Source organism: Huijunlia imazamoxiresistens, assembly GCF_037132455.1.
Lineage (GTDB): Bacteria > Bacteroidota > Bacteroidia > Chitinophagales > Chitinophagaceae > Flavisolibacter > Flavisolibacter imazamoxiresistens.
Window position 1 is genome coordinate 127,291 of sequence record NZ_JBBBEI010000003.1, and the last position, 23,222, is coordinate 150,512.

15 protein-coding genes are annotated in these 23,222 nt (G+C 59.1%); 4 read left to right on the forward strand and 11 right to left on the reverse strand.

The window, feature by feature from the left end:
- Positions 1-145 precede the first annotated feature (145 nt).
- From V9K67_RS04425 to V9K67_RS04440, 4 genes are all read left to right on the forward strand, one after another.
- Positions 146-1,363, forward strand: coding sequence for a PQQ-dependent sugar dehydrogenase (locus tag V9K67_RS04425; protein WP_336720375.1), 1,218 nt, complete (start codon positions 146-148; stop codon positions 1,361-1,363).
- A 117-nt stretch (positions 1,364-1,480) separates the two neighbouring features.
- Entirely contained in the window at positions 1,481-1,858 is a 378-nt protein-coding gene (locus tag V9K67_RS04430) for a hypothetical protein (RefSeq protein WP_336720376.1), read from the forward strand.
- 139 nt (positions 1,859-1,997) lie between these two features.
- A complete protein-coding gene (locus V9K67_RS04435; RefSeq protein ID WP_336720378.1) occupies positions 1,998-4,310 on the forward strand; it encodes a TonB-dependent receptor in 2,313 nt (770 codons plus the stop codon).
- Between the two features lie 21 nt (positions 4,311-4,331).
- Entirely contained in the window at positions 4,332-5,933 is a 1,602-nt protein-coding gene (locus V9K67_RS04440; RefSeq protein WP_336720379.1) for a PepSY domain-containing protein, read from the forward strand.
- A 304-nt stretch (positions 5,934-6,237) separates the two neighbouring features.
- Here V9K67_RS04440 and V9K67_RS04445 read toward each other — a convergent pair whose 3' ends face one another.
- From V9K67_RS04445 to V9K67_RS04495, 11 genes are all read right to left on the reverse strand, one after another.
- The gene (locus V9K67_RS04445) at positions 6,238-6,780 is read right to left on the reverse strand and encodes a YceI family protein (protein ID WP_336720380.1); all 543 of its coding nucleotides are present in this window, start codon (positions 6,778-6,780) and stop codon (positions 6,238-6,240) included.
- Positions 6,781-6,798: 18 nt separating this feature from the next.
- A complete protein-coding gene (locus V9K67_RS04450) occupies positions 6,799-8,169 on the reverse strand; it encodes an alginate export family protein (RefSeq protein WP_336720381.1) in 1,371 nt (456 codons plus the stop codon).
- 6 nt (positions 8,170-8,175) lie between these two features.
- Positions 8,176-9,948 (reverse strand): amidohydrolase, encoded by a 1,773-nt coding sequence (locus V9K67_RS04455; RefSeq protein WP_336720383.1) that lies wholly within the window; start codon positions 9,946-9,948, stop codon positions 8,176-8,178.
- 105 nt (positions 9,949-10,053) lie between these two features.
- Positions 10,054-10,752: a hydrolase gene (locus tag V9K67_RS04460; protein ID WP_336720384.1), complete on the reverse strand. Its 699-nt coding sequence runs from the start codon at positions 10,750-10,752 to the stop codon at positions 10,054-10,056.
- Positions 10,753-10,994: 242 nt separating this feature from the next.
- Positions 10,995-11,876 (reverse strand): AraC family transcriptional regulator, encoded by an 882-nt coding sequence (locus V9K67_RS04465; protein ID WP_336720385.1) that lies wholly within the window; start codon positions 11,874-11,876, stop codon positions 10,995-10,997.
- 117 nt (positions 11,877-11,993) lie between these two features.
- Complete coding sequence (locus V9K67_RS04470; RefSeq protein WP_336720386.1) at positions 11,994-14,060, reverse strand: beta-galactosidase; 2,067 nt, start codon at positions 14,058-14,060, stop codon at positions 11,994-11,996.
- 15 nt (positions 14,061-14,075) lie between these two features.
- A complete protein-coding gene (locus tag V9K67_RS04475; RefSeq protein ID WP_336720387.1) occupies positions 14,076-15,131 on the reverse strand; it encodes a glycoside hydrolase family 43 protein in 1,056 nt (351 codons plus the stop codon).
- 183 nt (positions 15,132-15,314) lie between these two features.
- On the reverse strand, positions 15,315-17,012 hold the full coding sequence (locus tag V9K67_RS04480; protein ID WP_336720388.1) for a RagB/SusD family nutrient uptake outer membrane protein: 1,698 nt from the start codon (positions 17,010-17,012) through the stop codon (positions 15,315-15,317).
- 19 nt (positions 17,013-17,031) lie between these two features.
- Positions 17,032-20,247, reverse strand: a complete 3,216-nt coding sequence (locus V9K67_RS04485; RefSeq protein WP_336720734.1) for a TonB-dependent receptor — start codon at positions 20,245-20,247, stop codon at positions 17,032-17,034.
- Between the two features lie 252 nt (positions 20,248-20,499).
- Positions 20,500-21,678, reverse strand: coding sequence for a FecR family protein (locus V9K67_RS04490; protein ID WP_336720389.1), 1,179 nt, complete (start codon positions 21,676-21,678; stop codon positions 20,500-20,502).
- 144 nt (positions 21,679-21,822) lie between these two features.
- Entirely contained in the window at positions 21,823-23,193 is a 1,371-nt protein-coding gene (locus V9K67_RS04495; RefSeq protein WP_336720391.1) for a glycoside hydrolase family 28 protein, read from the reverse strand.
- Positions 23,194-23,222: the final 29 nt, after the last annotated feature.

Genomic DNA, 23,222 nt, shown 5'->3' on the forward strand with positions numbered 1-23,222 from the left:
GCCGGCGCCACCCGGAGAATAGCCGGATCATGGATATTGTTGTACAAATACTCGATCGGGGGCCTTTGGCCCTTTAATTTCCTCCGGGTGGGTGCAGCATGAAATTTGACCCGGTTTTCCCATCATTTATTTAAAACCCTTTATTATGAGATCGTGGATCAACGCCCTTGCGGTCCTGGCCCTGATGACCGGCATCGTGTACAGCTGCAGCAAAGACGACGACTTTTGGGACTGGATGGTTCCCGAAACCAAAGACACCGCCACGGCGGCCCAGGTGAACGGCTACGTGTTCCGCCCGGCCCTGGCGCCCGCATCCGCGGAAAATGTTGGAAAACTGAAAGTGCCTTCGGGCTTTACGGTGGCCAAGTTCGCCGAAGGCCTGGGCAAGCCCCGCATCCTGGCGGTAAGCCCTGCCGGCCATGTATATGCCTCGGACCGCGAAGCCGGGGTCGTGCTCCTGCTGAAAGACACCAATGGCGACGGGGTCTCGGACAGCAAACAAACCGTGGCCACGATCAAACAGGCCCACGGCCTGGCCATCCACCAGGGGAAAATGTATATAGCGGCGGTCAGGGAGGTGTACGTGGCCGCCATCAATGGCGACGGCACCCTGGGCCCGCCTTCCCTGATCATCAACGCCCTGCCCGATGGCGGCCAGCACCCCAACCGCACCCTGGCGGTCGGCCCCGACGGCCTGCTGTACATTACGGTCGGCAGCACCTGCAATGCCTGTCCCGAGCCCAACCCAATGAACGCCACCATCGTACGCTCCAACCTGAATGGCACCGGCCTGGCGATCTATGCCAAGGGCCTGCGCAACACCATCGGCTTTGGCTGGCATCCCCAGACCAGTGAGCTCTGGGGCATGGACCACGGCATCGACTGGCTGGGCGACGACGACCAGAAGGAGGAAGTGAACCAGATCAAGGCCGGCGCCCACTACGGCTGGCCCTACATTTATGGTGAAGGCAAATATAACCCCGCCGACCGCCCGCCCGGCGATACCACCTACCAGCAGTACCTGCAGCTGAGCACCCTGCCCGCCCTCACCTACCAAGCCCACGCCGCGCCCATGCAGCTGGCCTTTTATACCGGCACGAAGTTCCCGGCGGAATACAGCAACGACGCCTTTGTGGCCATGCGGGGCTCCTGGAACCGCAGCCAGCCGGTGGGCTACAAGGTGGTGAGATTGCATTTCGAAAACGGCAAGCCGGTGCGCTTCGACGACTTCCTGACCGGCTTCCTGGTGCAGAACAACAAGGCCCACTTCGGCCGGCTGGTGGGCGTGGCCGTGCATACCGACGGCTCGCTGCTGGTGTCGGATGATACCAACGGCGTCATCTACCGGGTGGCCGCCCAGTAAGGCTGCCTGCAGGCGCCCGGAGCCTTCCTGCGGCTTCGGGCGCCTGCCTCCTTTTTAAAAAGATGAGCATTCTCAGGATTCTTATGGAATGTTTTGGATAGTTTCGCAGCTGAAATCATGCTCCGCTCGCTGGTCGCCATATTATTCATTGTTGCTTTTGCAGTCCAATCGTTCAGCCAGGTGCTGATCGTGGCGGACTACTATGCCCATACGGAGGCCTTCGCCCAAAACTGCGAGAACAAGGCGCGGCCCCAGCTGAAGTGCCACGGCAAGTGCCAGATGATGAAAAAACTCCAGGAAGAGGAAAAGAAAAATGGACAAAACCCGGATCGCAAAGCCGAAAACAAGGCGGCTTCGGATCTTTCCTTCCACTCTTTCTTTTCCCCCTCCCCGCTTTGCCCCCATGCGGGCTTGGCCCAACAAAAAGTTCCGGTAATCCCTGCCGGCAAGGTGATCGACCGCTCTTTTGCTATTTTCCATCCCCCCTGTTGTTAATTTCCCCCTTCCGTTATTTTGAACGTTTCTCTGTACAGGGATGGCTATGCCCGTGCGGAGTTAGGTTCGGACTGTCCTTCTCTTTCGATCCTTTTTGCCGGGCAATAACTGCCTGCACTACCTCCTACAACATCCTGTCATGAAGCAACTCTTCATATCCCTCCTTGCCTGCTTGATCTCCCTGGTTACCCTGGCCCAGCAAAAGAAAGGCGTCGTGTACGACGCCGACACCAAAGAACCGCTGGCCGGGGCCACCATCACCACCGGCGACCGTACTCTTACCACCGATGAAAAAGGACAATTCCCGTTTGCCGGCAGGGCCACCACCGCCGAGATATCCTCTGCAGGTTATGTCTCCCGGCAGGTTTCCCTGGCCGGCCCGGCCGCTATTGCCCTCCAGCGCAAGGGCGACAGGTTGCAGGAGGTGGTGGTGACCGCCAACCGCCAGGCCACCCTGCGCTCCCAGGTGCCGGTGGCCATCAGCCAGGTTACGCCCCGGATGCTGGAAGAGGCCCGGGCGGTTTCGGTCTATGAGGTCATCAACAAAATGCCCGGCGTGCTCATGGTCAATTACAACAACGAGCAGCATGCCATGAGCATCCGCCAGCCCATGGGCACTTCCAACTATTATCTCTACATGGAAGACGGCGTGCCGATCCGCCCGATGGGCGTGTTCAACCACAACGCCCTGCTGGAAGTGAACCAGTACGCCATCTCCTCCATTGAAGTGGTGAAAGGCCCGGCCAGCAGCATCTACGGTCCCGAAGCGGTGGGCGGTGCCGTCAACTTTATCACCCAGCGACCCACCGCCGTCCCCACTGCCCGGGTGGGCGTCCAGTTCGACCAGTTTGGCTACCGCCGCGTACAGGCCGGTGCCGGCGCCCGCCTGGGCAGGCTGGGGATCTATGCCGGCGGCCTGGTCAGCGACCAGCACAACAGCTGGATGGCCAGTTCGGATTATTCCAAGAACACCTGGAACCTGCGGGCCGAGTACCAGTTTAACGAACGCACCCGCCTGACCGCCGCCTCGGTTTATTCCGACTACTTTTCCCAAACAGCTGGCAGCGTGGACAGCCTGGCCTTTTACACCCGCACCTACCAGAGCCCGACCGACTTTACCTACCGCAAATCCACCGCCCTGCGCAACCGCCTGACGCTGGAGCACCGCTGGGACAGCTCGGCCCACTCCTTTCTTACCCTGTTCCACCGCTTCAACGAGCACGGCCAGAACCCCGCCTACGCCATCCGCTGGACCACCGGCCAGGCCACGGCCCGGGGCGAGATCAACTCCAGCAATTTTAATAGCTATGGCGTGATCGCCCAGCATACGCAGCAGTTCGCCCCCTGGAACACCCAAGTGCTGGTGGGCGGCCTGTTCGACTATTCCCCCACCGATTACTGGAGCTACCAGGTGGACCTGGACGCCCGGCTGCGCACCGGCGGCAAGTCTGTGGAAAACTTTTCCATCCGCCAGGAACGGCCCGACATCCGGTTGGCCGATTACGCCGCCGCCATCCGCAATGCCGCCCTGTACGCCCAGCTGGAAACCGAGCCGCTGCGGCACCTGCGCCTGGTGTTCGGCGCCCGCTTCGACCGCATGTCGTTTACGTATGACAACTTCCTGGACAAAAGCAGCGGCAACAAACGCTACGAGCAGGCAACGCCCAAGCTGGGGCTTACTTACAACCTCCGGGGTAAAGGCTTTTATGCCAACTTCTCGCAGGGATTCGCCCCGCCCAGCCTGACCGCCATCTTCCGCCGCAAGCCCAACTCCGACCCCGCCGAGTTTTATTACAACCTGGAACCCGGCCGGTTTCACAACTACGAAGTAGGCGGATGGGCGGCTTTGTGGAACAATAAGATTTATGCGGATGGGAGCCTCTACCAGATGGAGGGCCGCAACGAACTCCTCAGCATCCGCCAGCCGGACAATTCCACCGACTACCAGAGCGCCGGCAAAACCCTGCACCGGGGCGTGGAATACGGCCTGAGCGTACGGCCGAACCGGCAGCTGGCCTTCCGCTTTGGCGGCACCACCGCCCTGCACCGCTTCGAGGACTTTTTGGTGAGCACGAAGGCCACCGATGCCGTCAAAAAGCTGGACGGTTTTGAAATGCCTTCCGCCCCCCGCACCACCTTCAATACCGAGGTCAGCTATTACCCCGCCTGGCTGAGCGGCCTGCGCACGGCCCTGGAGTGGCAGCACGTGGACGGCTGGTTCCAGGACCAGATCAATTCCGTGCGCTCCAAGGGCTATGATTTACTAAACCTCCGGGCCGGCTACCAATGGAAGGGCGTGGAAGTGTTCACCAACGTGCTGAACCTGGCCGATGCCCTCTACGCCACCAGTGCCACCCGGGGCAACAATGCCACCGACCGCACCACCTTTACCCCTGCCGCGCCCCGCACCTTCGTCATGGGCCTGCAATACCAGTTCACCGCCAAAAAATAACCACAGTTCCCCATTTTTACCATGTTCCGGAAAAAGATCTATAAAGTGCACCGCGCCCTCAGCCTGGTCATTGCCCTTCCCGTATTGCTGTGGGCAGCCAGCGGTTTCATGCACCCGCTCATGACTACCCTGAAGCCCCAGGTAGCCACCCAGTTTTTAACGCCGCAGGTGGTGGACAGCAGCCGCATGCAACAGCCGCTGCAAACGGTCCTGCAGAAAAACAACCTGTCCGGGGTATACAATTTCCGGCTGGTGTCCATTGACACCAACTGGTTTTACCAGGTGCAGGCCGTCGCCGGCGCGGCACCCAAGTATTTCAGCACCCGGACGGGCCGGCCGCTGCAAAAGGGCGACGAGTTGTATGCCCAGTACCTGGCGCAGCAGTTTGTCGCCGGTCCGCCGGAACCGCCGAAGGCGGTTCTGCCCCGTCCCGGCCGGCTCGCGCTCCTGGCCCCGGAAGCCCCGGCGGAAGGGCACGACTGCTGTATGGCGGCCGCCCATTTTGTAAAGAAAGCCAACGCGAAAAACAAGGTGGCCGGCGTTGTACGAGTAGAGCAGTTTTCTTCCGAATACAAATACGTAAACCGGCTGCTGCCGGTGTACAAGGTAAACTTTGAGCGGGCGGATGGCCTGCGGGTGTACGTGGAAACCACCACCGACCGCTTTGCCTATGCCGTGGACGACCAGCGGGCGGTCTTTGACCGGTTGTTTTCCCTGTTCCATACCTGGAGTTGGCTGGAAGGGGCCGGTAAAGGAAAGTATGGGGTGATGGTGCTGCTGCTCACCGCCACCCTGCTGACGACCCTTATGGGCCTGTATATATTCTTTACGACAAAAGCAAAGCCGGCAAAAGGAAATCCCGTGGTCAACGCCCGGCGCAACCACCGCTGGACCTCCGTACTGGCTTCCCTGTTCACCATCCTGTTTGCCTTCAGCGGGGCCTTCCATGCCTGGGAAAAGATCGGGGAAAAAGAACAGGTAAAACCTTATACGCCGGCGTTTACCCCCGCTGCCGCCCTGGACCTCGATTGGGACCGCTTACAGGCGGCCGTGGATGGCCCCATCACCGATGTGCGCTTAGCCCGCATCGCCGATAAAAGCTATTGGCAGGTCTTCACCCCAAAAATATCAAAGGGCGGAACGCCCCCGCCGCCCGGCGCCGTGTACGTGGATCAGGAAAATTATTCGGTGTACCCTGGCGGGGAACGAGCCTACGCAGCATTTTTGGCTTCCCGCTATAGTGGCAGACTGCCCGGCGACAGCATTGCCCTGACGCCTGTTACCAAATTCGAGGGCGAGTACGGATTCGTGAACAAACGCCTGCCGGTCTGGAAAGTGGCCTATGCCGGCAACGGCAACGAACGCTATTACGTGGAAACGGGCACCGGCCAGCTGGCCACCCGCGTGGAAGACAGCGACCTGGCGGAGGGCTACAGCTTTGCCCTGCTGCACAAGCATCATTTTATGGACTGGGCCGGCAAAGGCGTACGGGACTTCAGCACGATGTTCTGGGCCATGGCGCAAATAGCGATGGTGGTCGTGGGATTAATCCTCTGGCAAAAGTCCAAAAGAAGAAAAGCCGTTGTTCAGGGAAAGAAGCCTGAAAGGCTTCATAATGAATAGCCCCGGGTGCAACCCGGGGAACATGCGCGCATTAAGGACACAACCCTGAAAGGGTTGATTGTGGAACCCACAACGAACATGTTGTCCGGGATCAAAAAGGTTATTCGAAGGATTCTGCGGAAATGAAAATAGTTTTAAATGGAACAGGACACCGTCAACCCCTTTGGGGTTGTTTGCTTAACGCCACCTTCTCCCCGGGTTGCACCCGGGGCTATTCACAGTGAAGCCTTTCAGGCTTCTTGTTGCTTAGCCAATTCTTTCATAGGTTTTCAAAAATTGATACCTATCCGTAATCCTACTCCTCTCAGGAAACCTGTAACAACTGTACATCACCGTGAATGGTAACGTCATCGGACAACAATATGCCTGCCTTGTCAAAAAACCGGTTCCAGGAAATATGAAAATCCTTCCGGTTCAGGTGCAGGGTCATCTCGAAGCCGGCCTTGCGGTTGCCCCGATCGTCGAGGCAGGAGCCGGTAAAGGTGGCGTCAAAAGAAATGGTTTCCGTAATGTCCTTGATCCGCAGTTGCCCGGTCACCACTACCCCGGTATCCACGGCCTTTACGGAGGTGGAGGTAAACGTGATGGTGGGATAGCGCCGGGCATCGAAAAAATCCGGCGAGCGCAGGTGGGCGTCCCGCTCCTCGTTGCCGGTGCAGAGCGAGTGCGTATACAGGGTCAGCCGCACCTGGCTGTCGCTGAAATCCTCCGTCCGGCTGGTCACCGATCCTTCGAACTCCCCGAACCAGCCCGATACGGTGGTGAGCAGCAGGTACTTGGTTTCGAAGCGGATCTTCGTGTGGACGGGGTCGAACAACCAGACCGATTTTCGTACGTTCGTTTCCATGGCCGCTAAATTTAAGGGTTAAAATTTTAACTGCGCCGTCAGGCCCAGGAACCGGATGTCTTTTCCCGGGCTCACCGCCTCCAGGTACGGGCCCGCCCGGAACCAGGTAACCTCGCCCCGGAAACGCAGGAACGCATTGGGCGCATAGGTCAGGTCCGTCGCCAGCTGGTGGCCGATCCATCGCTCGCCGCTGTTGCCGCTCCCGAACAGGAGCGCCCCGTTGGGCCCATAGATCCCGTCGGCGGTGCTGAACCGCCAGAACAGGTCATGGTCGAGGCTCCACACCAGCTTTTCGCCCACCAGCTCCAGGGCCAGCGAGGGGTGGATGTCGAACAGGTTGGCCGGGCCGATCAGTGCCGCCAGCCCGAAATAAGCGCCCTTCGGGAACAGGGGGTTAAAGGTCCCCAGGGCGCCATCGCCTTTCCCACGGTCGCCGCTGATGGCCTCGGTCTTCAGGCCCAGCTCGGGGCGCAGGCGGGCTTTTTCAAATTGATAGGTCGTATTGGAGGAAAGGGTCCACGCACGGACCGGGCTGCCGGCAAACCGCCCCCACTGGTACACTCCTTCGAAGTCGTAGGCCCAGCCGCCGCCGCCGCCCCATACCCGGGAGCCGGCCGAATGGCGCCGTTCCTTTCCCGGCCCTTCGTCGAAAACCGCTTGCTGCTTGTGCAGGCCCAGGTAGTACAGGTCCAGGTTTTTCAAAAAAGGCACGTCCTTTTTCACCAGGTAGGCGCCCCACAGGCGGCTGTCCCGGCCGGAGCGGTCGTCGAAAATGCCCTTGCGGGCCGTGACGTAGTTCCCCCAGAAGGCGTCCAGCCGGTAGCCGCCGAAAGCGAACAGGGCTTTGGCCGCATCGAAGGACTGGCGGTTGTTGGGCAGCTCCCGCACCGAAACCAGCCGCTGGGAGCCATAGGACAGCTCCTGCCGGCCCAGGCGCAGGTGGGCAGGGGACGATGGATTGCCGATATCGACAAAAGCTTGGTGCAGGTCCAGGGGGTTCTCGTCCACGGCGCTGGTGCCGGAAGCCTTGCCGTTGGCCAGCCCGCCCTGCAGCTGCACGAACAGGCGGAAGCTGCTGCCCGCATGCAGGTCGGCCTGGCCCAGGAACCGCGCCAGCGTATAGCCGTCGGGGTCCCTGGGCGCTGCGCCCCAGTCCTCGTGGCGCAGGTGGAAGTACTGGTAGCGCACCTCCCCGCCGAAGGAAGCATAGGCCTCGCCCCGCCGGGAGAGCGGGGTGTATTTCAGCTTCCGGTACCAGGAGGAGGTATCGCCCTTCAGGCCCGAATAATCCTCGTTGTAGCGCAGGGGTTGGAAAGGCGGCAGCGGCTCCTGCGCTCCAACCGTAAACGGTAGCCCCAAAAGCAGGGCAAAGAAAATTCGCTTCATCATTCCTACTTATTGATTTTGATAACCCCCATAAAAATTCACGGGCGACCAGGCGGGCAGGGCCTTCGGAACGGCCGGGGCCAGGGAGCCGAACGCCCCTTCGCCATACACTACCTTGCCGTCCACGACCGTCAGCAGGGAATGCAGGTCCTTGATACGGTCCGCCGGCACCTGCAAATAAGGATCGCTGAGCACCGCCAGGTCGGCCAGGAACCCTTCCCTGATAGCGCCGCGGTCGTGGTCCTGGCGCACCAGGCTGGCACTGCCCTGGGTAAACAGTTTGAGGGCGGTGATGCGGTCCAGCTTGTTTTCCGGGGCGGTATAATCCCCCCCGCCCACCGTTTTGCCGGTGACCAGCCAGTACAGGGCCACCCAGGGGTTGTAGGAAGCCACCCGGGTGCCGTCGGTGCCGGCCCCTACCCGGATGCCCTGGTCGAGCATCTGGCGGATGGGGGGCGTATGGGCCGCCGCCGCCTTCCCGTAGCGGGCCACGAAGTTTTCACCCTGGAACGCCATGCGGTGCTGGATGGCGATGCCCCCGTCCAGCGCCTTGATGCGCCGGAGGTTTTCCTCCGACACGGTTTCGGCATGGTCGAACAGCCAGGGCAGGCCGTCCAGGGGCACTGCGCGGTTTACCTCTTCGATCACGTTGAGGAAGCGGCTGATGGATTCATTGTAGGTGGCATGGAGGCGGAAGGGCCAGCGGCGGCGCACCAGCAGGGTCAGCACTTCCTTCAGCTGCTGTTCCATCACGGGCGCCAGCTCGGGGCGGGGCTTGTTGAAGTTTTCAAAATCGCCCCCGGAAGCCACCAGGTTCTCGCCACCCCCTTCGACAAAGTATTCCGTTTCCGCATGCTCGCCGGGCTGGTGGTCGATATCGACCATGCCCATCCACTTTTGGTAATCCTGCAGCTCCGTGCCGGGTTTTTGGGCAAAGAGGTAGTACGGCAGGCGGACCGTCAACTGTCCCAGCTTCGACAGGGAATCCGTGATGCCGTAATCGTCGGGAAAGTTCTGGAAACCGCCGCCGGCGTCCATGACGCTGGTCACGCCCAGGCGGTTCAATTCCGTTAGAAACAGGCGGGTGGAATTGCCCTTTTCCGCCGGGCTCAGCTCGGGCAGCTTCGCCAGGGTGGAATACAGGAGATAGGCATTGGGTTCGGCTACCAGCAGGCCCGTGGGCTGCCCGGCGGCATCCTTCTGGATGAGGCCGCCATTGGGGTTGGGTGTGGTTTCCGAAATATGAAGCGCCTTCAGCCCGGCCTTGTTCACATAGGCATGGGCATAGAGGTAGAGGATAAAAGCGGGCGTATCGCCGGTGGCTTCGTTGAGCTCCTGCAGCGAGGGCAGGCGCTTTTCGGCAAACTGGAATTCGTTCCAGCCGCCCACGACGCGTACCCACTGTCCTTTCGGGGTGCGGGCCGCCTGTTCTTTCAGCAGTTGCAGGGCCCGTTTAAGCGTTTTCACCCCGTCCCACCGCAGCTCCGCATTATAAAACCGTCCCGCCCGGATCACGTGCAGGTGCGAGTCGTACAGGCCGGGGATCACGGTGCGCCCGCCGGCATCCACCACCCGGGTCGTGGGCGTTCGGCGCTTCAGGATCTCGTCGTTGGTGCCCACGGCTACAATTTTATCGCCTTCCACCGCTACGGCCTGGGCCGTAGGCCGGGCATTGTCGAGGGTGATTATTTGGGCATTATGCAGGATGAGCCCGGCGCCCTGCTGGGAAAAGGAAGCAAGGGAAAGCAGGGCGAAGGCTATGGAAAGAAATTTCTTTTTCATGTGGTTGTTTTAAAAAAAAGAGCAGGAGGGAACTCCCGCTCTGAACCTTTAACTAACACCTAAAATCAAACTTTTTATAGAGCAGGGATGCCCTGGAAGGCAGCCTTAATGCTTCAGCATATCGTGTGCGTACTGGATTCCCAGGCCGTAGGCGCCGCCGTATTTTTTAAAGAGAGTGGTCACCGCGTTATAGGTTTCCTGGCGGGCCCAGTCGCGTTGCAGCTCCAGTACGTACTGGGTGGCGGTGATGGGTTGTACGCCGGCCTGGATGAGGCGCTGGATGGCCATCTGGTGGGCTTCGTCGCTGACGCCGCCGGAGGCGTCGGTCACCACGTACACTTCATAGCCTTCTGCCAGGGCGGACAGGGCCGGGCCAACGATGCACACCTCGGACCAGAGACCGCCCAGCACAAGCTTCTTCTTGCCCTTGGCCACGATGGCTGCATGGGCCTTGGTGTCTTCCCAGGTGTTCATGCTGGTGCGGTCGATGTAGGTTTTCACATCGGGATAGTGCTCGGCGATCTCGGGAAAGACGGGACCGCTGAAGCTTTTCTCGGCCACGGTGGTGACGATGGTGGGCACGTTGAAGATTTTGGAGCCGCCGGCGATCAGGCCGACATTATCGCGGAGGTCGCCGATGCCGATGTTCTTGGTGGCAAAGGCCATCTGGCCTTCATAGTCGATCAGCACCAGGGTGTGGTTGGTGGGGGTCAGCAGTTTGGGAGAAGGTTTTTGCGCCCCGGCAGTGAGGGTGATGAGGGCGGCGGTAAACAGGGAGACGATTGCCTTGATGGACTTTTTCATACCTTAATGTTTAATGGTTGTGTTTGTGTTGTTGTCGCCGGCTGTTTGTTATTGGGAAGCGACAAGGCAAAAGTACTCCGGCAGGGAGGCGAAGGCAATTGACGAAACGGGGCTATCGTTGTACATTTTATCGGTAACCGTTATCATCGATAATGCAGGCAACGGCAGCGGTAAAATGTACAAGAAAATCGGGTAAGAAAAGGTGCTGCTTTAAGACTGTACTATTAACGTTGCTGGCAACCTTAATACAAAAACTGTTGGTCGGCCTGTTTTTTAAAGTCGGTGAAGTTGGCGCCGGTGGCGTTTTTGAAGTATTTGCTGAAATGGGCCACGTCGTCGAAGCCCAGGCCGTAAGCGATTTCCTTCATGCTGACGCCGGTATAAACGGCCTGCCGCTTGGCTTCCAGCACTACCCGTTGTTTGATGTGCTCGCTGGCCGGCGTGCCCGTCACTTTTTTGACGATCTCGTTGAGGTAGTTGGGCGTTACGGCCAGCTCGGCGGCATAATCGGCCACCATCTTCTTGGAGGCGAAATGTTGTTGCAGCAGGGAGAAAAAATTCCGGATCATCTCCAGGTTGCGCAGGTGCAGCCCCTTCTTTTCGGCTTGCTGCACTTGCCGCGCCAGGTACAGCAGGAAGATTTTGAGGTACCCCCGCAGGATCTCGGAGCGCAGCAAAAAGTAATTCTCGTATTCCTTGAGCATCTGCCGCGTCACGTCTTCCAGCTCCTGCTGCATATCGGCCGGGACCGGGATCACCGCCGAACGGTCGCCCGCATAAAACAGGCCGCTGTTGAAGAGCAGGTTGTAGTTCTCCTCGGTCAGGCAAAGGAACTCGGGCGTAAAGGAAAAGACGCAGCCGTCGACCCCCGGGTCGGCCTTTAACAGGTGTACCTGGCCGGGTGCCAGGCAATAGACCGTGTTGCCCGAAAGCTCGTATTTGTCCAGGTCGATAAAGTGCAGGCCCGAGCCCTGGCGCACCCATACGATCACGTAATAATCATGGCGGTGGGGCACGGCATTCTGCTCCGCCCGGTTCCGGTCGATCCACTCCATGGTATGCATCTCGAAGGGGACCGTGCTTTCGGTCGTGGCTATATGAAGTACCGGCGCCTGGCTCGTCATGAGTGCTGAGGTTTGTTCGAATGAGGAATCCCGCAAATGTACCCCTTTACCGCAAAAGAAAAAGAGGCCTGCCGCTGTATGGCAGACCTCCGTATGTACACGCCTAAACTAAACTGGTTACTCTTCGATGATCTTTACGCCCCAGGGCTCCAGGGTAAGGGAGCTGTTTTTCGCCACTTTTTCACCTTTCAGCAGTTCCCGGCCGTTGCCCAAGGAGTAATTTAGGGTGGAAGGCTTTGCCGAATAGTTAAACAGGTAGCGGATGGTTTTTCCCTTTTCATTGACGCCCTGCTTCAGTATAACGGGAAAGCGTAACTGCTGCGCCTCGCCCCACAGGCCGGCTTTCTTCACCGCATCCTCCACCACCTTTTCCATCACCGCCCCGCTGGTCATGCAGCCCACGTAAGTGGCCAGCCCCTTGCCGTACTGGTTCTGCGTGATGGCGGCATACTGCCCCCAGGAGGGATGGTCATAAGACGCCAGCACCTTGGCTGTGGTAGGCGTTATCAGCTCCATCCACATATTCACTTTATTGGCTTCCCCTCCTACCCCGTACGGATCGCCCTTCAGCGATACGTTGCGGGGCGTGGTGAACAGGCTGTAGGCGATGCCGCAGGCTTCTCCGATGATACCCGGCTGGCGGCCCGACCGCACTTTGACGTTCTGGTCCGAAAAGCCGCTGCGGAAGGTGTACAGCACGTGGCCGCCGTTTTTGACAAAGCGGTTCAGGCGGTGCAGCAGGCTGTCGGGCGCCGCGTACAGGGCCGGCACGATCACCAGCTTATAGTCTTCCAGGTGGGTGCTGGTGGGATCGATGAAATCTACGCCCACGTTCATGCGGTACAAAGGGTCATAGGTGGAGCGGACAATATCGTTGTAGCCCGCCCAGCCGAAGCGAAAGGAGTTGTAGGCGGTCAGCGCTTCGTTGCTGAACAGCAGGGCCACGGGGTTCTTTTGTTTCAGGTTGATGAGGCTGGGGCTCAGCCGCTGGAAGTCCCTGCCGATGGTCTTCGCCTCCTCGTAGACCGGGTTGGGCTCGAAGTCATGGCTCAACAGGCCTTTCCAATAGGTTTCGGCGGAGTTGTGGATGGAATGCCAATGCCAGTACTCCACCATATTGGCGCCGGAGGCGAGGTGGCTGAAGGCCTGCAGCCGCAGCTGGCCCGGGTAGGGCACCCATTCGGGAAACCCCTGCGCTTCGGTCTCCAGCACCAAAAAATTCTTGCCTCCTTTCATGGAGCGGGTCACGTCCCCGCAAAACGAAATCTCGGTGCCGGTCAGGGCATCCTGCGAGGGATGGTAGATGTCCACCCCGGCTATGTCCAGGGCTTTGGCGGCGGCAAAATGATCCACGTCGGGCTGGATGCCGAAGGAATGGCCCTGCCAGCCGAAATCGAAGTTCTGGGTCACGAACTGGCCGGGACGCTTGTACTCGTTGACGATGGCGGTTTGCCAGGCGAGGAAGTCGGTTACCAGCTGGCGCTGGAACTTGGCGAACTCGGCGCTCTGGCTGGCGTTGATGGTGCCCACCATGGAGGGAAAATCTTCCCAGGCGTTGATGCGGTTGCTCCAGTAGTCGAGGCCGAAGGCCCGGTTCATGCTGTCGAGGGTGCCGAACTTCTTTTTCATGTAGGCCACGAACTGCTGCTGCACATCGGGACCCGCAGTGCCGTAGGCCTTGGTCTCGTTGTCCACCTGGTAGCCGATGATGGCGGGGTGGTCTTTGACATGCTCCAGGATCCTGCGGATGACCCGTTCGGAATGAAAGCGGTAATGCCGGTTGGAAATGTCCATGTTCTGGCGGGGACCGTACTGGTTCTGCCCGCGGTTGGTGACGGCCAGCACGTCGGGATATTTTTTTACCAGCCAGGTAGGGACGGCATAAGTGGGCGTGCCTACGATTACTTTGATGCCGCCCTTGTGCATGGCATGCAGCACCCGGTCGATATGCGAAAAATCAAACACGCCGTCCTGCGGCTCCACGGTGCTCCAGGTGGATTCGGCGATGCGCACCACGTTGATGCCGGCGGCCTTCATCATGTCGATGTCCTTTTGCAGGCGGTCGTAGGGCATGTATTCGTCGTAATACGCTACGCCATACAGCAGCTGATTTTGCTTTGGCTGCTGTGCCTGGACCGGTTGTGCCAGCAATAAAAAGGCAAGGGATCGTAACAACTTTTTCATGGCAATGATTTCCGTTTATTGAAACTGCAGATCGAGGCCCCAGTGCTGCGCCAGGCGGCGGGCTTCCTTTTTAGTGAGGTGGATGACGGCGCCATGCTTGGGCGACGAAAAGTTGGTGGCTTTCATCACGCCTTCGTTGAAGTGCCCCAGGTGGGTAAATTTTTTGAAATCGGAAGTTTCGCTGAATCCGAAATTGTGCGGCTGGATGCCGTAGATGTCGTAGATCAGCACCCACTTCTGCTGGCCGATGCGCTTAAATACCGTGGGTGCTTCGCAGGCCCGGGGCTCGGGGTCGTACCAGGTGCTGTCATACACATAACCGGTGTGCAGGCTGTCGGATACGGCCTGCTTAATGCCGGGAGTACCATCGTGGGGCACGTAGAACATATGGTATTTGCGGCCTACCTGCGTAATGTCCGCATCGATATAGGTAATGTCCTTAGGGTATTGAAACAGGAGCTTCGGCGCCGTTTCCATTTGGGTGAAGGCGTCGTTCATGTAGGCATAATATAGCTTGTTCTTCCCGTTGCCAAAGCGCATCGTAAAATAGAGCATCAGCTTCTTTTTCACCGGGTCCCAGCTCGTTTCGGGGGCCCAGGCGCAGCCGATGTCTTCCAGTCCGGGAAAGGCCTCGTCTACCCGCAGGATGGTGCGCGACCAGTGCAGCAGGTCGGTGGATTTCATCAGCACCAGCGAGCGGTTGTTGCCCCAGCCGTAGGCCTTGCCGTCGCGTTCCCATTCGGTGGTGCGGTAGCCCGCCTTTTGGGCAAAGATGTGCAGGTCGGTCATGGCCAGGTAGAAGGCGCCGTCGGGTCCGCGGAAAATGTGCGGGTCGCGGATACCCTTCTGAAGGGATACAGTATCGCCGGCAATAACGGGCTGACTTTTGTTGATGTCGGTAAAGCTATAGCCGTCGGGGCTGAGGGCCATGTACAGGCCGTGGGTGGCGTCCTTGAAGTAAACCATCAGGTAGGCGCTCATGTCTTTTTCGCGGGGCGCCTTCCGCTTACCCTGCGCCGATGCCGCCCCCGACAGGAGCAGGAAGATCCATATGGCCAATCGCATGTTCATATCCGTAATTTTTTTACCGGGAGCCAAATAACATAAAAAAGCCCCTTGAACAAGGGGCTTACAACTGCATACTATGTGAATCGAACTATTTTTCCCCGGCAGGGCAAAGAAAGCCGGAAAGATGGACTTCGGGCAGGCATTTCGTTTCAAAACTTCATCAATTCGTCCCATTGCCGGAAAGCTCTAATAATCTTTGTTCTGCGGGTAGCCGCCGGTATCGCGGTCGATCACCGATTGCGGGATGGGCCGCAGGTAATACTTTTCCAGAACGCCGCCGGGATTGGCCATCCGGGTGAGGATGTTCTGCTCGAACGCCCGGTTGAGCTTATGGGTGCGTTTCAGGTCCAGCCAGCGCTTGTACTCGCCGGCCAGCTCGCGGGCCCGTTCGTCCAGGATGAAATCCAGGGTCACGTCGCCGGCGGTAATGGCCAGGCTCTGCCCTGCCTTGGCCGCCCGCCCGCGCACGGCATTAAGCTTTTCCGCCGCCTTGTCCAACTGGTCCAGCTTGAAATAGGCTTCCGCGGCCACCAGGTAGGTTTCCGCCAGGCGAAACAGGAAGATGTCGCGGGTACTTTTGTAATCGCGCTCGTTGTTCCCCGGCGGCTGGGCCTGGGGATCGAAGAACTTTTGGATCATCGGGAACTTGAGGACGCCGCCGATGCCCTCGAAATCCTGTTTCCACCGGGCAAACCGGATGATCTCCACGTTGGGGTTGGCTGCCTTCAGGGCAACGGAGTCCACGGCTGTAAACGGCTGGTCGGGGTAAGGAAAGTAAAAGCGCAGGTCGCCTTTGCGGATGGTGGCCGAGCCGAGCTTATCGTCCTTGACGGCATAGAACCGGCTCAGGAAGGTCGCGTCGTAGCGGGCGTCCTTTTGCGTGTTGTAGAGGGTGTACAAAAATTGCGTCGGCATGAAATCCGAAATACGCCGGTTGTACTGGGCGGTTTCCCCGTCATAAAAGCCGGCTTCCCGGAAGACGCGCCAGCCGAACAGGATGTTCTGGCCGTTCCCCACGGTCTTGTTGCGCAGGCTGGTGGCATCGTACTGAACGGAAAAGAGGATCTCCTTGTTTTTCTGGTTATCAGCCCGGAACACATCGGCAAAGGACGACAGCAGGGTGTACTGCCCGCCCCCGATCACTTCTTCTGCGAGTTGGGCCGCCTTTTCAAAATCCGCCCGGGCGCCGAAGGGCTTATAGCCCCGGCTCAGGTACACCAGCGATTGCAGGTGCTTGACCGCCCCCTGCGTCACCCGGCCGAAATCGGCACTGGCAGGATCTACACTTCCCGCCGCCGCAGCCAGGTCTTCCAGGATGAAATGATATACCTCCTGCTCGGAAGCCGGCACAAAATGCGCCACCGGCGCACTGAATTCTTCCGTGACTATGGGTACGCCCCCGAAATTCTCCACCAGCAGGTAGTAATAGTACGCCCGGATAAAGCGTACCTCGCCGATGCGTTTGTTTTTCTGGGCGGCCGACAGGTCGGGCACGGCGCCGGCCCGGTTGACGGCCGTATTGCAGCGCTGGATGCCGGCAAAGGCGGAGGAAAAGAAATCGGCCACCGCCGAATTATCGGACGAAAGGGTTTTGTACTCGTTCAGCTGGGTGGCCCGCACCACGCGGTCGCCCACCGTGCCGCTCACCGCTTCGATCTCGCCCCGGGTAGTCAGGTCGGTGCCGTATTCAAACAGGCTGGGGTTGATATCGTAAATATCCCGCAGGGAGGCGTAGCAGGAGTTGACCAGCTTTTCATAGCCCGCGGCATCGTTGTAAAAGTTGTCGGCGGTAATGCCGCTCAGGTTTTCTTCCTGCAGGAATTTTTTACAGGAAACGGTTCCGGTGGCCAGTGCGATCGTCAGGATTAATAAAGTCTTTTTCATGTTGAGGGGTCGTTGGACATTAAAAGGAAAGGTTTACACCAAACAGGTAGGAGGCGGAGCTAACGGCGGTGCCGTAGCTGTTCTGGGCCGGCCACTCGGGGTCGAAGCCTTCGTACCTGGTGAACAGGAGGGGATTGGTAGCCGTGGCATACAGCCTGAGGTTGGCCACCTTCAGCCGTTGCAGCAGGGAGGACGGCAGGTTGTAGCCCAGCGTAATGTTGCCCACGCGGGTAAAATCCACGTTCCGGTAAGTGGGGATCACCGTGTACTGCCCCGGGTTGCCCGGCTGGAACCAGGTCTGCGAGGGATTTTCCGGCGTCCAGTAGTCGACCTTTACCTGGTTGTAATCCGCATTGTAGTTCATCAGCGTGGCGTCGAAGGAAGAGGCGAACTGCTCCCCGCGCCGGGTGTATACCATCACGTACAGTTCCACGTTGCCGTAGCGGAAGGTATTGGCCACCGAGCCGGTCCAGGTGGGCACGCGCTTGCCGATGATCCGGCGGTCGGTCGCATTGATCACGCCGTTGTTGTCCATGTCCCTGACGCGGATCTGCCCGGGCTTTTGGTTGTACTTCGCCGCCAAGTCCTTGTCCTTCAGCTGCCAGATGCCGTCAAACACGTAGTCGTAGTTGACCTGCACGGGGTGGCCGATGAACCAGCGGTTGCCCACGTCGTCCTTTTTACCACCGTTCAGCTCCAGGATCTCGTTGCGGTTGGCATCGTAGACGAAATCGGTTTTCCAGGAAAACTTCCCGGCCCGCACGTTGACGGTGCTCAGGCCGACCTCGATGCCCTGGTTGCGCAGCTTGCCGATGTTCTCGGTCACGGAGCCAAAGCCCGAGGGGGCGGGCAGCTGGCGGTCCATCAGGATGTTATTGATCAGGCGGTGGTACACGTCCACACTGCCGGTGATGCGGCCCCGCACCAGGCCGAAATCCAGGCCCGCGTTGAGCTCGCGGGTGGTTTCCCAGGTGAGGTTCTTGTTGGCCAATTGGTTGGGGGCATAGCCCAGGGCCAGGTTGCCGCCGAAATCATAAAAGGTCTGGCCCAGCACCGCCTGGGTGGAATACGGATCGACGCGGTCGTTGCCGGTAACGCCATAGCTCAGGCGCAATTTCAGGTCGTTGATGACCCCGATGTTTTTCATAAAATCCTCCTGCGATACCTTCCAGGCAGCGGAGGCCGAGGGAAAGAAGCCCCACTGGTTGCCTTCCGCCAGCCGCGAGGAGCCGTCCCAGCGGCCGGTGGCGGTGAGCAGGTATTTGTCGGCGTAGCTGTAGTTCAGCCGGCCCATGGCCGACACCAGGGTGGACTGGGTAAAATTGGAGCCATAGCCGATGACCCGGCCGCCGGTGCCGACGTTGTACCATAAGGATTTATAGGGCAGTCCCTCCACGGTGATGGTGTTGGATTCGTTGCGGTCTTTTTGCAGGCTCTGCACCACGGTAGCCGTCAGCTTGTGGTCGTCGAACTGCAGGTCATAGGTGGCCTGGTTGTCGAGTACCCAGGTGAGCTGCTCGTTGGTGGTGTTGGAGCCCTGGGTGGGCACCGATCCGCCCAGGCTCTGCTTGGAGAGCGGTCCGTAGTAGTAGCCGCTGCGCTGGGAAGAATAGCTTGGGGCGATGGTCGACTTCAGGGTCAGGCGGGCGATGGGCTCGAACTGGACATAGAGATTGCCGAAGGTGCGGAAATTGCGGCTTTCGCGGATCTCGTTTTCCTGGTCGAAGAGCGGGTTGGTCACCGAGTTGGCGCCGTACACGCGGAACTGGCGGGCGCCGGTGCTGTCGGTGGGCACGGTCATCGGCGGCAGGCGGTAGGCCGAGCGCAGGGCCTCGGAGGAGCCGATCTTGCGCAGGTTCTGCGACAGGTAGATGTTCATGCCGGACTTCCATTTTTTGCTGATCTGCCGGTCCAGGTTGCCCCTCAGGCTGTAGCGTTTGAAGTCTTCGGGCGCCACGTTGCCTTCTTCCTGCAGCAGGCCCGCGCTGATGGCAAAGCGGGTTTTCTCGTCCCCGCCGCTGGCGGTAACGTTATGGTTCATCTGCAGGCCGTTCTGCAGCACCAGGGAGGGCCAGTCGGTATTAACGCCGGCATCGATGTTTTTCCATTGCTCGGGGGTAAAAAAAGTAGCATTCGTACGGGAAATATCTTTACCCTGTGCCTTGAACAGCTCGGTGCGGAAGGCCACGTATTCCTTTGTATCGAACATTTCGGGCAGGTGCGTGGGGGTGCGCAGGCCCACATAGCCGTCATAGGAAATAGAGGTCTTGCCGGCCTTGCCTCTTTTGGTGGTCACGATCACCACCCCTTTGGCGCCGCGGGAGCCGTAGATGGCGGTGGCGGAGGCATCCTTGAGGATGTCGATCTTTTCGATATCGGCGGGGTTCAGCTCGTTGAGGCCGGAGGTGGTGGGAATGCCGTCGATCACGTACAGGGGCGAGCTGGAGCCGGTGAGCGAGGAGGTGCCGCGGATGCTGATGTTGTAGCCGCTGCCCGGCTTGCCCACGTTTTTCACCACCACTACCCCGGGGGCCTGTCCCTGCAGGGCGCCGGTGGCGTCGGGGGTGGCCGCCCGGGCAATGGAGGCGGCGCTGACCGAGGCGATGGCCGTGGTCACGTTGGCTTTTTTCTGGGAGCCGTAGCCCACCACCACTACGTCGTTCAGGTTGGCATTGACCGGGGCCAGCGTTATGGAAATGCTCCCCTGGCCGCCTGCGGTCACCTCTTTGGCTTCGTAGCCCACATAGGAGATCACGAGCACCGCCCCGGGCTTCGACAGGTTCAGCGTGAAGCTGCCGTCCTCTTTGGTGGTGGTGGCGTTGCGGGTGCCTTTTTCCAAAACACTGGCGCCGGCCAGAGGCTCCCCTTTATCGTTGGTGATCTTTCCCTGTATGGGAGCGGGCGGCGGCGGGGCGGGCTTTTCTTCCCGCACCGGGGTTTCCTGCTTTTCCCTGATGATTACCATTTTGTTGACGATGGAGTAGCCCAGGGGCTGGTCGTGCAGGCAGGCGTTCAGCACCTGTTCCAGCGAGGCGTTCTGCAGGGAGACGGTCACCTTGCGGGCTTTTTGCAAAAGGGTTTCGCGATAAACAAAGGTGTAGCCGGTCTGGCGTTTGATCTCACGGAAGATCTTTTCCAGGGGGGCGTTTTTCTCGGAGAGACTGACTTTCTGGGCAAAGCCGCTGGCGGCGGCGTTGAGGCAGACGACAAGCAAAAAAATGGCCGTTAGTTTCATCAATAACAAAGTTTTTCCGATCCCCTTTCGTTGGAGGAGACGGCGACAAGCAATCAAATGCATAGATTTGTCCGGATTTTGGGTTAAACAATAAAAGCGTACACGATGCTGCATTGGGCCAACCTGAATCCTTCGCCGGCAGTGCTGGAACCACTGCCGGTTTTCTTTTCAGGCCGGTCACTTCTTTTCTACCCGGGGCGGAGGACGACACCACTGCCGGGGCAAATTTTATTCCTTAGATAGTTATTATCGTTATTGTTGTACCAGGATCTTTTTCCCTTCGATCCGGAAATGGGCGCTGCCGGAGAGCTCCAGGGCCCGGAGCACGTCGGACAGCTTGGAGGTCCTCGGGATCTCCGCGTAGAGCGGGTCAAAGGCCTTTTTGTTTTTGAATTCCACATCCACGTCGTACCAGCGGGCGAGCTGGCGCATCACCGCTTCGATGTCCGCCTTTTCGAAATGGAACAGGCCGTTTTTCCAGGCCATCACTTCCTCCAAATTCACGCCGCTGACCACGTTCACATCGCCCGCTTTGGTGCGCTGCGCCTGCTGGCCGGGCCGAAGCAGGCTGGTGTGGCCGCCGCTGACGAATTTTACCGATCCTTCCAGCAGCGTGGTCTTCAGCGTTGCCTCTTCGCTATACGCCATCACGTTGAAGTGCGTGCCCAGCACCTGCACTTCGGAACCGCCAACGGCCAGCACGAAGGGCAAAGCCGCGTTTTTGGTAATTTCAAAATAAGCTTCGCCGGTGATCTCCACCCGCCGTTCCCTGCCGGCAAAGGCCGTGGGGAAGCGCAGCGAGGAGGCGGCGTTGAGCCAAACAAGGCTGCCGTCGGGCAGCTCTACCTGGTACTGGCCGCCCCGGGGCGTGGTGATGGTATTGAAAAGAACTTCTTTGGGCGAGGTGCCGGCCTGGTTGTAATCCAGCTTGCCGCCTACCTTGATAATTTTTGTCGTTCCCTGCCGGGCCAGGTCGCCGTTTTGGGCGTCGTCCAGCACGATGGTGGAGCCGTCCGCCAGGGTCAGCACCGCTTTTTGCCCTCCGGGCGCCACGTCCTGGCTATCCCTGAAAATGTGTTTCGCGGTAATTTTTTTTTCCGCTCCCGGCCCCCACCAGCGGGAAGCGCCCAGGAGCAGCAGTCCCACTACAGCGGCGGCTGCCGCGATCTTCCACCACCGCAGGCGCAGCACGGGCGCCTGTTTCACCGGCGGTTCGAGGCCCAGCCGTTGATGGAGCTGCTGCAGCAGGTGTTCCGATACCGCCGGGTCCATGGCGGGCGTAGCGGTGGCGGCTTCAAAGCGCTCCCGCATCAGTTCCTTCAGGGCATCCGTTTCAGGGCTTTCCAGGTAGTGCAGCAACCACTGTTTCTCTTCGGGGGTCCACTCCTCTTTTGCCAGCAATTGCTCCAGCTTGTTTTTCAGCCCTTCCATTTTCTATAGTATTTATAGTTACTGTGGGTGCAGCCCGGTGTTTTTCTTTCTGGTTTGTGCGGACGGGCTGTATGTACTGTAAATACCCGGGTGGCGCAATTATGGGGGGAGACTGCCGGAACTTTTTTTTATATTTTTCCCGGCCTAATCGACGCTCTTAAAGTTGACCACGTTCTCGTGGATGTGCTTTTTCTCCAGGACGGTACCGGTGGTTATTTTTTTGAGGGCAACATGCTGTACCGGGAGGGTCTTCTGCCCCAGGATGCGCGAAACGAACTTCACATTGGCGGCGGTTATATTTTCCAGGAAAATATTTTTAATGGGCGTCAGCCGTACTTCGTAGGTGGGCACCAGGGTCTTCCATTGGTACAGCACATCGGTCTCGATGCCCAGCACGCCCAGGTCGATTTTGCCGGAGCGGATGTTGGTGGCGTGGATGTTCTGTACATAGCCGCCCATCCGCTCGTTGGTCTTGATGAACAGCAGGTGGTTCAGCTGGGCGCCGTCCACCACGGTGCAGCTGTCGACGAACACGTTCTCGATGCCGCCCGACAGCTCGCTGCCGATGGCCACCAGCTGGTGACCGTTCCTGACCGTCAGGTTGCGGATCACGATGTTTTTGGAAGGGGTCTTCAGGCGCCAGCCCTCGGGGTTGCGGCCCGACTTGATGGCAATGGCATCGTCGCCCTGGTCGAACACGCATTTTTCGATCAACACGTTCTGGCTCATTTCCGGGTCCACCCCGTCGTTGTTGTGGCCGTGCGCATACACGTTCACGTTACGGATCACCACGTTCCTGCACAAGTAGGGATGGATGGTCCAGAAGGGGCTGTTGGTCACGCTGATGCCTTCCAGCAAAATATGCTCCGAGCGGTTGAACTGGATGAACTGGGGCCGCAGGTGGGCGGTGTCGTCCACCATCTGGCGCTCCTTCACGGGGCGGCGCTCCCAGGCCAGGTTGTACAGGCGCTTGATGCTTTCCATGTGCGCTTTGGGACGGGCAAACCATTTTTCCCAAACTTCCATTTTTGCCTTTACGGTACCTTCTCCGGTCAGGGCGATGTTCTTACATTTGTAGGCATAGATCAGGGGCGAGTAGTTGTAGCATTCCATGCCTTCCCAGGTAGTATGGACGGCCGGCAGGTAGTCGGCCGGGTCTTCGGAAAACAGCAGCACGGCGTCTTTTTCCAGGTGCAGGTTCACGTTGCTTTTGAAATGGACCTTGCCCGTCAGCCATTCACCCGCAGGCACCACCACTACCCCGCCGCCGATCCTGTTGGCTTTATCGATGGCTTTGGCAATGGCCCGGGAGGTGGCCTTCTTGTCGCCCTGCACGGCGCCGAAATCGGTGATCTTCATCCGGGGGCAGTTTCTGAAATCCGGCACCTTGATGGCCGGCATCGCAAAGGGCGCCTGGACCGTCACTTCCTTCAGGGCCACGCCCTGTCCCCGGCCGGGAAAGGAAAAGAGAAACAGGGAACAAAGGAACAACAAGACGGTGATGGTTGACTTCATAACGTTGGGCAATATTTTCAATGTCACTA

Excerpts from the sequence above, each read along its gene's own strand:
- V9K67_RS04460 (WP_336720384.1), bottom strand. The coding sequence starts at position 10,752 with ATGAAAAAGTCCATCAAGGCAATCGTCTCCCTGTTTACCGCCGCCCTC.
- V9K67_RS04450 (WP_336720381.1), bottom strand. The coding sequence starts at position 8,169 with ATGATGAAGCGAATTTTCTTTGCCCTGCTTTTGGGGCTACCGTTTACG.
- V9K67_RS04435 (WP_336720378.1), top strand. The coding sequence starts at position 1,998 with ATGAAGCAACTCTTCATATCCCTCCTTGCCTGCTTGATCTCCCTGGTT.
- V9K67_RS04485 (WP_336720734.1), bottom strand. The coding sequence starts at position 20,247 with ATGAAACTAACGGCCATTTTTTTGCTTGTCGTCTGCCTCAACGCCGCC.
- V9K67_RS04470 (WP_336720386.1), bottom strand. The coding sequence starts at position 14,060 with ATGAAAAAGTTGTTACGATCCCTTGCCTTTTTATTGCTGGCACAACCG.
- V9K67_RS04445 (WP_336720380.1), bottom strand. The coding sequence starts at position 6,780 with ATGGAAACGAACGTACGAAAATCGGTCTGGTTGTTCGACCCCGTCCAC.
- V9K67_RS04455 (WP_336720383.1), bottom strand. The coding sequence starts at position 9,948 with ATGAAAAAGAAATTTCTTTCCATAGCCTTCGCCCTGCTTTCCCTTGCT.
- V9K67_RS04480 (WP_336720388.1), bottom strand. The coding sequence starts at position 17,012 with ATGAAAAAGACTTTATTAATCCTGACGATCGCACTGGCCACCGGAACC.
- V9K67_RS04425 (WP_336720375.1), top strand. The coding sequence starts at position 146 with ATGAGATCGTGGATCAACGCCCTTGCGGTCCTGGCCCTGATGACCGGC.
- V9K67_RS04430 (WP_336720376.1), top strand. The coding sequence starts at position 1,481 with ATGCTCCGCTCGCTGGTCGCCATATTATTCATTGTTGCTTTTGCAGTC.
- V9K67_RS04490 (WP_336720389.1), bottom strand. The coding sequence starts at position 21,678 with ATGGAAGGGCTGAAAAACAAGCTGGAGCAATTGCTGGCAAAAGAGGAG.
- V9K67_RS04495 (WP_336720391.1), bottom strand. The coding sequence starts at position 23,193 with ATGAAGTCAACCATCACCGTCTTGTTGTTCCTTTGTTCCCTGTTTCTC.
- V9K67_RS04465 (WP_336720385.1), bottom strand. The coding sequence starts at position 11,876 with ATGACGAGCCAGGCGCCGGTACTTCATATAGCCACGACCGAAAGCACG.
- V9K67_RS04440 (WP_336720379.1), top strand. The coding sequence starts at position 4,332 with ATGTTCCGGAAAAAGATCTATAAAGTGCACCGCGCCCTCAGCCTGGTC.
- V9K67_RS04475 (WP_336720387.1), bottom strand. The coding sequence starts at position 15,131 with ATGAACATGCGATTGGCCATATGGATCTTCCTGCTCCTGTCGGGGGCG.